The 11,871-nt window shown below is 74.2% G+C and carries 9 protein-coding genes; 6 read left to right on the top strand and 3 right to left on the bottom strand.

Features of this window, described 5'->3' with window-relative positions:
- The first annotated feature begins 79 nt into the window (after window positions 1-79).
- Complete coding sequence (locus ACGFMK_RS14760; RefSeq protein WP_392762344.1) at window positions 80-934, top strand: M23 family metallopeptidase; 855 nt, start codon at window positions 80-82, stop codon at window positions 932-934.
- 157 nt (window positions 935-1,091) lie between these two features.
- A complete protein-coding gene (locus ACGFMK_RS14755) occupies window positions 1,092-2,156 on the top strand; it encodes a DUF4192 domain-containing protein (protein ID WP_392762341.1) in 1,065 nt (354 codons plus the stop codon).
- Window positions 2,157-2,382: 226 nt separating this feature from the next.
- On the opposite strand, the gene galE is transcribed toward ACGFMK_RS14755, so the two are convergent.
- The 3 genes from galE to ACGFMK_RS14740 all read right to left on the bottom strand — a co-directional run bounded on the left by galE (window position 2,383) and on the right by ACGFMK_RS14740 (window position 5,360).
- Complete coding sequence (gene galE, locus ACGFMK_RS14750; protein WP_392762339.1) at window positions 2,383-3,372, bottom strand: UDP-glucose 4-epimerase GalE; 990 nt, start codon at window positions 3,370-3,372, stop codon at window positions 2,383-2,385.
- A 90-nt stretch (window positions 3,373-3,462) separates the two neighbouring features.
- Complete coding sequence (gene galK / locus ACGFMK_RS14745) at window positions 3,463-4,647, bottom strand: galactokinase (RefSeq protein ID WP_392762336.1); 1,185 nt, start codon at window positions 4,645-4,647, stop codon at window positions 3,463-3,465.
- A complete protein-coding gene (locus ACGFMK_RS14740; RefSeq protein WP_323332912.1) occupies window positions 4,644-5,360 on the bottom strand; it encodes a metal-dependent transcriptional regulator in 717 nt (238 codons plus the stop codon). The genes galK and ACGFMK_RS14740 overlap by 4 nt, the downstream gene beginning before the upstream one ends.
- Window positions 5,361-5,471: 111 nt before the next feature.
- On the opposite strand from ACGFMK_RS14740, the gene ACGFMK_RS14735 reads away from it, so the two are divergent.
- The 4 genes from ACGFMK_RS14735 to ACGFMK_RS14720 all read left to right on the top strand — a co-directional run bounded on the left by ACGFMK_RS14735 (window position 5,472) and on the right by ACGFMK_RS14720 (window position 11,871).
- Entirely contained in the window at window positions 5,472-6,314 is an 843-nt protein-coding gene (locus ACGFMK_RS14735; protein WP_392762332.1) for a sulfurtransferase, read from the top strand.
- A gap of 569 nt (window positions 6,315-6,883) precedes the next feature.
- Window positions 6,884-8,053, top strand: a complete 1,170-nt coding sequence (locus ACGFMK_RS14730) for an acetoin utilization protein AcuC (RefSeq protein ID WP_392762330.1) — start codon at window positions 6,884-6,886, stop codon at window positions 8,051-8,053.
- A 6-nt stretch (window positions 8,054-8,059) separates the two neighbouring features.
- Window positions 8,060-10,741: a GNAT family N-acetyltransferase gene (locus ACGFMK_RS14725; RefSeq protein ID WP_392762328.1), complete on the top strand. Its 2,682-nt coding sequence runs from the start codon at window positions 8,060-8,062 to the stop codon at window positions 10,739-10,741.
- On the top strand, window positions 10,738-11,871 hold the full coding sequence (locus tag ACGFMK_RS14720; RefSeq protein WP_392762414.1) for a serine hydrolase domain-containing protein: 1,134 nt from the start codon (window positions 10,738-10,740) through the stop codon (window positions 11,869-11,871). Before ACGFMK_RS14725 ends, ACGFMK_RS14720 begins: the two co-directional genes overlap by 4 nt.

Here is an 11,871-nt window from a genome sequence, read left to right as displayed (position 1 = left end):
CTAGGTGGTTGTACGGAAAATGTACCGACGCGGGCTTCGCTGTGCGGTGTCAAGCTTCCCCGCGTCAGGAGGTTCACCCATGTCCAGGTTGCGACGGCTCGCCGTGTTCGCCGCCGCCGCGGTGCTGCCCGCGCTCGGCCTCACCCTCGCCGGGCAGGCGACCGCGTCGGCCGCGCCCAACTTCCAGGTGCCGTTCAAGTGCGGCACCACGGTGACCGCGGCGACGTTCAGCGGGCACAGCCCGGAGTACTCGGTCGACTTCCAGAAGTCGGGCATCACCGGGATGCCGGTGCTGGCGGCCGCGTCGGGCACCGTGACCCGGGTGGCGGACGAGGGCAGCACCAGCTACGGCAAGTGGATCGAGCTCGACCACGGCGGCGGCTGGCGGACGCGCTACGCGCACCTGTCGGCCCAGGAGGTCTCGGTCGGGCAGTCGGTCGCCCTCGGCAGGGAGATCGGCAAGGCGGGCGCCACCGGCGGGGTCACCGGGCCGCACCTGCACTTCGAAGAGCGGCTCGACAGCGTCGTGCAGAAGGCCAAGCTGAACGGCGTCGCGGTGCCGTACTACGGGCACACCGACTTCACCAGCAAGAACAGCTGCGGTGGCAACCCGTACTCCGCCGAAGAGGTCTGCGGTTCCGGCTTCTCCGTCGTCGACCAGCAGGCCCTCGCCGGCTCGTCCGGCACGACGTACCTGCTGTACAACTCCTCGACCAAGGCCAACTGCGTGACGACGCTCAAGGCGACGTCGCTCGGCACGGCCAGCCCGGTCTCGGCGTTCCTGGAGGTTCAGGGAGCGGCGCGTACCACGGATTCCGGCAGCTTCACCTACTACGCCGGTCCCGTGAAGAAGACCGCCGCGGCCACCTGCGTGAAGTGGGGCGGTTCGGTGGGCAGCAACACCTACGAGAGCCCGTTCGAGCACTGCGGCTGAGCGAACCCGGTCGGTGGGGCCGGGCACTCTAGCCCGCCCCACCGACAGAAACGCCGCCCGGCCCGGCTCCGGGGCCCATCCGTCCACATCGGCCCCGCCCATCCACAGATTCGCCGCCACCGCCCCATCCGGCCCCGTCCTGCCCCACGGTGGAGGCATGACCACCGCCACCCCGACCGGCCGCCCGCCGGTCAACCTCAGAGATCCCGCGCAGCTGCTGGCCGCGCTCCCGTACCTGCTCGGCTTCCGGCTGGGCGCCTCCGTCGTCCTGCTCGGCCACCGGGCCCCCGTCGGCAACCGCCTCGGCCTGGTGATGCGCGCCGACCTGCCGCGCCGCGAGGACCGGGCCCACCAGGCCCGGGCGCTCGCGCCGCGGTTCGCCGCCGCCCCGCACACCGGCGTGACCGTGGCGATCATCGGCGGCCGGCGAAGATCCGGCGGCCCACCGCCGCACGCGGGCTTCGTCGACGAGCTGGCGGAGGCCCTCGCCGAGTTCGGCCTCCCGGTGCTGCACGCGGTGTGGGCCGCCGACATCGCGGAGGGCGTCCGCTGGGCGTGTTACGTCGACGAGGACTGCGGCGGCGAGCTGCCGGACCCCGCCTCGACGGTGGCCGCGGCCGCCGCCACCGAGAGCGGCACGGTGGTGTTCGACAGCCGCGAGGAGCTGGCGGCGCTGCTCGCCCCGCGGTCACCGGAAGCCGTGGCCCGCCGAGCCGACGAGCTGTCCCGGCTCGCCGAGCCGCCGTGGCCGGAAGCGACGCGCGTCGACGACGCGGCGGCGGAGATCCGCGCGGCGTTCGACCGCCAACGCCGTGGTGAAGGCCCGCCCACGGACGCCGAGGCCGTCCGCCTGGCGTGCGCCCTGACCCTCTCCGAGATCCGCGACGTGTGCCTGACCATGGCGGTCCCACCCGGCACCCTGGAGGCGCGCGAGGCCGAGCGCCTCTGGCTGACGCTCGTCCAGGAGATCCCCGGCCCCGAACGAGCCGAGGCGGCGACGTTGCTGGGCTACACGGCTTTCATGCGCGGCGAAGGCACCTTCGCGGGCATGGCCCTGGAGAACGCCCTGGAGGCCGCGCCGGACCACCTGATGGCCCGGCTGCTGACCACGGTCCTGGACCACGGAATGCCCCCGGAGCAGCTGCTGGGCCTGGCGCTGGCCGCGGACACCGAGGGCGTCCCGGGCTTCGGCCTGGAACCCGCGGAACAGCCGCCGTTCTGAGGCGGATTGCGTTGTGGCACCACGAATCCCGGCCGTGATCGGCCTCGCGGACGGGTGCCCGCGAGGCGGTGCACGTCCAGCCGAGCTTTTCGCGGGCGCGGTCGCCGGCCGCGGCTCGGCGTGGAGCCCGTGGAGCAATCGCCGGTCCAGGGCGGGTTGCCTTGTGCCACGCCGAATCCGGGCCGTGATCGTGGCGCCCGGCTCACCGCCGAGCGCCACCCCGCCGTCAGGCCTGGGCCGCGCGCCGTGACTGGGTGAACGTCCAGGCATCGCGGACGATGCCGGCCAGGTCGGTGCGCTCCGGCTTCCAGCCGAGCTCCTCGCGGGCGCGGTCGCTGGCCGCGACGAGCACCGACGGGTCGCCCGCGCGGCGTGGCGCCACCGCGGCCGGCACCGCGTGGCCGGTGACCTCGCGGCAGGCCTCGATCACCTCGAGAACGGAGAAACCGGTGCCGTTGCCCAGGTTGTAGATGCGGTGCTCACCCGCCGTCGCGTGCTTCAGCGCCAGCAGGTGGGCGTCCGCGAGGTCCGCGACGTGGATGTAGTCGCGGACGGCGGTGTGGTCCGGCGTCGGGTAGTCGTCGCCGAAGATCTGGATGCGCTCACGGTCGCCCGTGGCGACCTGGAGAACGAGAGGGATGAGATGGGTTTCCGTGGCGTGGCGCTCGCCGAAGGCGCCATACGCGCCCGCGACGTTGAAGTACCGCAGGCTCACCGCGGCCAGGCCGTGCGCGGTGGCGAAACTGGTGATCGCGTGGTCGATGGCCAGCTTCGTGGCGCCGTAGGTGTTGGTCGGGCGGGTCGGCGCGGACTCCGCGATCGGCGACGACTCCGGCTCGCCGTAGGTCGCCGCGGTCGAGGAGAACACCAGGCGCGGCGTGCCGTGCTCGTGCATGGCCTCGAGCAGCCGCAGCGACGTGACGACGTTGCCTTCCCAGTACTTCGCCGGATCGGTCATCGACTCGCCGACCAGCGACTTGGCCGCGAAGTGCAGCACGCCGTCGAAGCCCTCGCGAAGCAGGCTGCCCGCCACCTCGGCGGCGTCGCCCTCGACGAACCGGGCGTCCGGGTGGACGGCGTCGGCGTGCCCGGTGGACAGGTCGTCGACGACCGTGACGTCGTGCCCGGCCTCGACGAGCCGGGCCGCGCAGACACTGCCGACGTACCCCGCTCCGCCCGTCACGACCAGTTTCAGGGCGTTGCTCTGCTCCGACACGTCCAGGCCTTCCTGTCGAGGGTGACTGTGCGCCACAGTCTTCCCCCATGGAGACGAAGGGGACCGGGCGGGGGTTGTCCCCGCCCGGGCTCAGACCTCGTCGCGCCCGGCGCCGCGGGACGGCACCGCGGTGAACATCCGCGGTCGCCGGTGACCGGCCTTCTCGAACGCCGCGTCCACGCCCGCCTTGACCCCGGCCAGGTCGGCGTCGCGGACCAGCGCGATCGCCGAGCCGCCGAAGCCGCCGCCGGTCATCCGCGAACCGAGCGCGCCGGCCTCGCGTGCCGCGTCGACCGCGAGGTCCAGCTCGGCCGTGGAGATCCGGTAGTCGTCGCGCATGCTGACGTGCGAGGCGTCCAGGTACGGGCCGATCTCGGCGATCTTGCCCTCGCGCAGCAGGGCGACGACGTCGAGCACCCGCTGGTTCTCGGTGACCACGTGCCGCACCAGCGGCGCCAGGTCCTCCGGGAGCCGGTCGAGCGCGTCGGCGAGGCCTTCGGCGGTGACGTCGCGCAGGGCCTTCACCCCGAGCAGCTCGGCCGCTCGTTCGGTACCCCGCCGCCGTTCGCCGTACCCGCCCTCGGCGTGCGAGTGCTTGGTGCGGGTGTCCATGATCAGCACCTGCAGCCCGGCCTCGGCCAGCCCGAACGGCACCTGCTCCTGCTCGCCCGACCGGACGTCGAGGAACAGCACGTGCGACTCGGTGCAGCACAGCGACGCCGTCTGGTCGAGCAGGCCGGTCGGCGCGCCGACGAAGTCGTTTTCCGAGCGCTGCACCCACCGGGCCACCTCGGGGCGGGCCGGGACGCGCTCGCCGGGGCCGTCGAGCTCCAGGCCGGCCAGGCCCAGCAGCGCCAGCGACACCGCGCACTCGAGCGCGTGGGAGGAGGAGAGCCCGGCCCCCGAGGGCACGTCCCCGGCGACGACCAGGTCGGCGCCGGCGGTGAAGCCCTGGTCGCGCAGCACCCAGGCGACCCCCGCCGGGTACGCGGCCCACCCGTCGACCGTGCCGGGTGCCAGGTCGGCGATCTTGAGGTCGCCGGAACGCTGGAGTTGCCCGTCGTCACCGAGAGTGGCCACGGAAAGGATGCCGTCCTCGCGGGGTGACGCGGCCGCGGCCAGGCGGTGCGGGAGGGCGAAGGGCAGGACGAAGCCGTCGTTGTAGTCGGTGTGCTCGCCGATCAGGTTCACCCGGCCGGGCGCGGACCACACGCCGGCCGGCGTGGCGCCGTGCACCGTGTGGAACGCCGCCGCGGCCTCCGAGGCCGGGCTCACCTGGCCTGCGCCAGGACGGCGTGCAGCGCGGACGTGGAGACCTGGGCGGTGTTGTCGCCGCCGGTGACCTCGATGGTGGTGCCGTTGGCCTTGCCGATGACGACCGTGCCGCCCGGCACGATCCCGACCGACTTGAGCTCGGTCATCAGCGACTCGTCCAGCTGGACGTGCTCGGCGATGCGCCGGATCTCGACGCGGCCGCCGCCGGTGCGGGCGAACTCGTCGAGCCGGACGAGGTCGGCCTCGGCGGGCGGGGCGGGGTCGCCGTCGCCCAGCTTGTCCAGACCGGGGATCGGGTTGCCGTAGGGGGAGGTGGTCGGGTGGTCGAGCAGCTTGACGAGCTTGCGCTCGACGGCCTCGCTCATCACGTGTTCCCAGCGGCAGGCCTCGTTGTGGACGTGCTCCCACTCGAGCCCGATGACGTCGACGAGGAGGCGTTCGGCCAGGCGGTGCTTGCGCATGACGGCGATGGCCAGCTCCCGGCCGTGGTCGGTGAGCTGGAGGTGCCGGTCGTCCGCGACCACGACCAGCCCGTCGCGCTCCATGCGGGCGACGGTCTGGCTCACGGTCGGGCCGCTTTGCTGCAGTCGCTCGGCGATCCGGGCGCGCAGCGGGACGACACCCTCTTCTTCGAGCTCGTAGATCGTACGCAAGTACATCTCGGTGGTGTCGATGAGATCGTTCACGCTGTCCCCTTCGTCCGCGTTGCTCATCGTAGTCGTTGACCCCGACAGCGGCGGCGGCCCTCGGCGTAACAACTCACCAGGGGTGGAAATGTCCGACCCGGCCGGGAAGGTGATCCGGGTCGCTGCAAGATGGGAGGTATGCGTCCGCTGATCAGCACCACCGACCTCGCCGCCGCGCTGGCCGGCCCGGCCGGCGACCGGCCCGTCGTCCTCGACGTCCGCTGGCGGCTTGCCGGCCCGCCGGGTGCGGAGTCCTACCGGGACGGTCACGTCCCCGGTGCGGTCTTCACCGACCTCGACCGTGTGCTCGCGGGCGAGCCGGGCGAGGGCGGCCGGCACCCGCTGCCCGATCCCGCCGACCTGCAGCGCGACCTCCGCGCGGCCGGAGTGCGCGCCGGCGGGCCCGTGGTGGTCTACGACGACGCCGACGGTTCGGTGGCGGCGCGGGCCTGGTGGCTGCTGCGCTGGGCGGGGCACGACGAGGTCGCGGTGCTCGACGGCGGTTACGCGGCGTGGACCGCTGACGGCCACCCCGTCGACACCGAGGTGCCGAACCCGGAGCCGGGCGACGTCGAGGTCCGGCCGGGCGGCATGCCGGTCCTGGACGCCGACGAGGCGGCCGCGCTGGCCCGCGACGGCCTGCTGCTCGACGCCCGCGCCGCGGCGCGCTACAGCGGTGAGACCGAGCCGGTCGACCCGCGCGCGGGCCACATCCCGGGCGCGGTGAACGCCCCGTTCGCCGGCCACACGGCCGACGGCCGCTGGCGCACCCCGCAGGAGCTGGCCGACCGCTTCGCCGGCCTCGGCCTGCGCCCCGGCGAGCCGGTGGGCGCGTACTGCGGCTCGGGCGTCACGGCGAGTTCGGTGGTGCTGGCCCTGGAGCTCGCCGGCCACCCGGGCGCCGGCCTGTACGCGGGCTCGTGGTCCCACTGGTCCCGCGACCCGGACCGCCCCGCGGCCACCGGCGACCTCCCCGGCTGACCCCGGCGCCCGCACCTACCCCGGCACAAGCCGTGAAGGCCTCCTTACCGGCCATAAGAGCGGTGAAGGAGGCCTTCACGGCACACGTCGGCGAGACGGACTCTCCCGTGCGGCGGCGACCTGCGGCGGCCGCTCGACGGCTCGCTGACCGCGCAGATCGGCGCCCAGTCCTTCACCGGCTCGGTCGGCGCGCCGGCCATCGGGCAGCAGGCCGGCCCTTCCGGGTCCGCGCGGGCCGGGGCCACCGGCGACCTTCCCGGCCGACCCTTCCGGGGCCGCGGGGCCGGGGCCATCGGCGACCTTCCCGGCCGACCCTTCCGGGGCCGCGGGGCCGGGGCCATCGGCGACCTTCCCGGCCGGCCCTTCCGGGTCCGCGGGGCCGCGGGGCCGGGGCCATCGGCGACCTCCCCGGCCGACCCTTCCGGGGCCGCGGGGCCGCGGTCACCGGTGACCTACCCGGCCGACCCGGCGCTCGACCGGGTTTCCGCGACGCCGGAACCAGCAGGGCAGAAAACCAGCACCGCTCTTCGGGGCCGCGAACCGCCGCGACGGGCACTACAGTCGGGCGTATGGCGCCGGCTGTCGTGTGGGACTCCGCCCTGCTGGGTTACGACCTGGGCGGGGATCACCCGTTCAACCCCGTCCGGCTGGAGCTGACCGTCCGGCTGGCCACCGAGCTCGGGGTGCTCGAGGGCGTCGAGCTGCTCGTCCCGAGCGCCGCCGGGGACGAAGAACTCCTGCGGATCCACGCGCCCGAGTACCTGGCCGCCGTGCGTGAGGCGCCGCTCGTCGGGTGGGACGTCGGGCACGGGCTCGGGACCTCCGACAACCCCGTGTTCAGCGACATGCACGACGCGTCGGCGCTGGTCGTCGGGTCGACGCTGCTGGCCGCGCGCAAGATCGCCGAGGGCGAGGCCACCCGGGCGGTCAACATCGCCGGCGGGCTGCACCACGCGATGCGGGACCAGGCGGCCGGGTTCTGCGTCTACAACGACTGCGCCGTCGCGATCTCGTGGCTGCTCGACCACGGCTTCGAGCGGATCGCCTACATCGACACCGACGTCCACCACGGCGACGGCGTCCAGGCGGCCTTCTACGACGACCCCCGCGTGCTGACCATCTCGATGCACCAGCACCCGTTCACGCTCTGGCCGGGCACCGGCTACTCGGCCGAGACCGGCCGCGGCAAGGCCGACGGCACCGCGGTCAACGTGCCGCTGCCGCCGCGGACCCGGGATCCCGGGTGGCTGCGGGCGTTCAACGCCGTCGTTCCCTCGCTGCTGGCCGACTTCGAGCCGCAGCTGCTGTTCACGCAGTGTGGTGTCGACTCGCACGAGGAAGACCCGCTGGCCGACCTCTCGCTGTCCGTCGACGGCCACCGCACGATCTACGCCACCTTGCGCGACCTCGCCGAGACGTACGCGGGCGGCAAGTGGATCGCCGTCGGCGGGGGCGGGTACCAGCTGATCCGGGTGGTCCCGCGGTCGTGGACGCACCTGATCGCCACGGTGCTCGACCGGGACGTCGACCCGGCGACGCCGCTGCCGCCCGGCTGGCTCTCCACCGTCGGCAAGGCCGCGCCGAACGCCGAGCTGCCGCAGGCGATGACCGACGATCGCGACACGGAGTTCAAGCCGTGGGGCGACGGCGAGGACGACCCGGTCGACATCGCCGTCCGGGACACGCGCCGGGCCGTTTTTCCTTTGCACGGCCTGGATCCCGACGATCCCAGGGACTGACTCACCATGGCCGGACGGGACCCCTTCGACTACCCCCGCGACTGGGAGGCCGACGTCGTGCTGTCCGACGGCGGCACCGTCCACCTGCGCCCGGTCATCCCGACCGACGCCGACGGGCTCGTCTCCTTCCACGGGAAGCTCTCCGAGCGCACCCGCTACTTCCGTTACTTCGGCGCCTACCCGCGGATCCCGGAGAAGGACCTGAAGCGGTTCTCCACCGTCGACCACCACGACCGGGTCGCGTTCGCCGCGTTCCTCGGCGACGACATCATCGCGGTCGGCCGGTACGAGCGGCTGGACGGCGGGCCGTCGGCCGAGGTGGCCTTCGTGGTCGACGACGCGCACCAGGGCCGGGGCCTCGGCTCGATCCTGCTGGAGCACCTGGCCGCGGCCGCGTCGGAGTGCGGGCTGCGCCGGTTCGTCGCCGAGGTGCTCGCCGAGAACGCCGCGATGGTCCGCGTCTTCCGCGACGCCGGTTACCAGGTCAGCCGCGAGATCGAAGAAGGCGTGCTGCACCTCGAGTTCGACATCGACCCGACGGAGGAGTCGCTGGCCGTCGCCCGGTCCCGGGAGCAGGCCGCCGAGGCGCGCAGCGTGCACAACCTGCTGCACCCGAAGTCCGTCGCGGTGATCGGCGCCTCCGCCGAGCCGGGCAAGGTCGGCCACGTCGCCTTCGTGAACCTGCTGGCCGCCGCGTTCACCGGCACCGTCTACCCGGTCAACCCGGAGCACCGCTCGATCCGCGGTGTGCGCGCCTACCCGTCGGTGCTGGACATCCCGGACTCGGTCGACCTGGCGCTGGTCGCGGTGCCCGCCGAGGCCGTCGAGTCCGTTTTGGACGCTTGCCTGGCCAAGGGCGTGAAGACCCTGCTGATCGTCTCCGGCGGCTTCGGCGAGGCCGGCCCGCACGGCCTGCACGCCGAGCTGCGGCTGGTCGGCGAGGCCCGGGCGCACGGCATGCGCGTGGTCGGACCGAACGCGCTCGGCGTGCTGAACACCGCGCCCGGCGTCCGGCTCAACGCCACCCTCGCGCCGCGGCTGCCGGGCCGCGGGCGCACCGGGTTCTTCTGCCAGTCCGGCGCGCTGGGCACGGCGATCCTCGCCGACGCCGAGGCGCGCGGGCTCGGCCTGTCGACGTTCGTCTCGGCCGGCAACCGCGCCGACGTCTCCGGCAACGACCTGTTGCAGTACTGGGAAACCGACCCGGACACCGACCTCGTGCTGCTGTACCTGGAGTCCTTCGGCAACCCGCGCAAGTTCGCCCGGCTGGCGCGGCGGCTGGCCCGGACGAAGCCGATCGTCGCGGTGAAGTCGGGGCGTCACGCGGTCCGCTCGCAGCTGGCGGCGACGTCCACCGAGATCGACGAGATCAGTGTCCAGGCCCTGTTCGAGCAGGCCGGGGTCGTACGGGTCGAGTCGCTGGCGCAGCTGTTCGACACCGCGCTCGTCTTCGCGCACCAGCCGCTGCCGGCCGGGCCGCGGGTCGCCATCGTCGGCAACTCCAGCGCGATCGGGCTGCTGGCCGCCGACACCGCCCGCGCGCAGGGGCTGCGGCTCGCGTCCGATCCGGTGGACGTCGGCCCGCAGGCCGGGCCGGAGGACTTCGCCAAGGCGGTGGGGGAGGCGCTGACCTCGCCGGACACCGACGCGCTGGTCGTCGTGTTCGCGCCGCCGGTGGCGATCCCCGGTACCGCGTACGCGCGTGCCCTGCGGGAGACGGTCGTCGAGCTGGGGCAGCGCAAGCCGATCGTCTCGACGTTCCTCGCGGCCGAGGGCGTCCCGGACGAGCTGGCCGTGCTCTCGGAGGACGGTGTGGCCAGCCGCGGCTCGATCCCGTCGTACCCGAGCCCGGAACGCGCGGTGAACGCGCTGGCGAAGGTCGTCCGGTACGCCGCCTGGCGGCAGCGGCCGCAGGGCACGCTGGTGCGGCCCTCGCGCATCCACACCGAGCAGGCGCAGGTGATCGTGCGCGAGCTGCTGGCTGCCGAGGACGGCAAGACGACGGTGCTGCCGGACTCCGACGTCGTGCGCCTGCTGGGGTGTTACGGCATCGACGTGGTCCCGTTCCGCGTGGTGTCCACAGTGGACGACGCGGTCGCGGCGGCGGCCGAGCTCGGGTATCCCGTGACGCTCAAGGCGGTCGACGAGCGGCTGCGCGGCCGGCCCGACCTGGCCGGCGTGCGGCTCGACCTGGCGTCGGAGGATTCCGTGCGCACGGCCTACGCGACGTTGCGCGAGATCTCCGGCGAGGACGACGTGTACGTGCAGCGGATGGCGCCGAAGGGCCTGTCGTGCGTGATCGGGCTGCAGGACGACCCGTCGTTCGGCTCGCTCGTGTCGTTCGGGCTGTCCGGGCTGGTCAGCACGCTGCTGGGGGACCGCGCCTACCGGGCGGTGCCGGTCACCGACGTCGACGCGGCGACGCTGCTGCGCGAACCCCGGACGGCGCCGCTGCTCACCGGTTACCGCGGCGACGAGCCCGCCGACCTCGCCGCGCTGCAGGACATGGTGCTGCGCGTGGCCGCCCTCGCCGAGGACAACCCCGAGGTGCGGTCGCTGACGCTGGACCCGATCCTGGCCTCGCCCGACGGCGCGTTCGTCGCCAACGCCCGGCTGGTGCTGGGGCCGCCGCCGTCCCGGCCGGACACCGGCCCGCGGCGCCTGCGCGCCATCAACCCCCAGGACTGAGCATGCTCACCGAAGTGCTGACCCGGCACGCCGCGAACCTGCCCGGCGCGGTCGCCCTCGTCGCGCGCGGCGACCGGGTCGAGGCGGCGGCGGTGGGCTCGGCCGACGCCGAAGGCACCGTGCCGATGGCGCGGGACGCGCTGTTCCGCATCGCGTCGCTGACCAAGCCGATCGTCGCCGCGGCGGTCATGCTGCTCGTCGACGACGGCGAGCTCGCGCTGGACGACCCGATCGCGCGGTGGCTGCCGGAGCTGGCGTCACCGGTGGTCGTGCGGACGCCGGCCGGCCCGGTCGACGACGTCGTGCCCGCCGTCCGCCCGATCACGGTGGCCGACCTGCTCACCTTCCGCTGCGGGTACGGCTTTGCGGCGGACCCGACGCTGCCCGCCGCCGACCTGCTGCTGCAGGTGCTGGGCCACCCGGCGGCGCCACCGCGGGCCCTGGCGCCGGACGCGTGGACGGCCGCGCTGGCGCAGGTCCCGCTGCTGCACCAGCCGGGGGCGGGGTGGCTCTACGGCACCGGTTCGAACATCCAGGGGGTGCTGATCGCGCGGGTGTCGGGCCGGTCGCTGCCGGAGTTCCTGGCGGAGCGGCTGTTCGAGCCGCTGGGCATGGCCGACACCGGGTTCTTCGTGCCGACCGAGGCGCTGGGCCGGCTCACCAGCGCGTACCGGCCCGGCGACGCGGGGCTGCGGCTGATCGACTCGCCGGAGGGCCGGTGGAGCACCGCGCCGGCGTTCCCGTCCGGCGCGGCGGGCCTGGTTTCGACGGCCGGCGACCTGCTCGCCTTCGGCCGCTTCCTGCTGGCCGAGGGCCGGGCCGGCGACCACCGGCTGCTGACGCCGGAGTCGGTGCGCCGGATGACCACCGACCACCTGACCCCGGCCCAGCGCGCGGCCGCCCGGATGTTCCTGGACGGCCAGGGCTGGGGCTTCGGCGGCTCGGTGGACGTCGAGGCGACGGACCCGTGGCACGTCCCCGGCCGCTACGGCTGGATCGGCGGTGCCGGCACGGCCTGGCACGTGGTCCCGGCGACGGGCACGGTCACGGTGCTGCTCACCCAGGTCGAGATGACCGGCCCGGAACCCACGCCGCTGATGCGGGCGTTCTGGGACTACGCCGCGCGGTAG

Origin of the sequence: Amycolatopsis sp. NPDC049252, from assembly GCF_043197175.1 — a bacterium.
GTDB lineage: Bacteria > Actinomycetota > Actinomycetes > Mycobacteriales > Pseudonocardiaceae > Amycolatopsis.
This window is presented reverse-complemented; position numbering and strand designations above follow the sequence as displayed.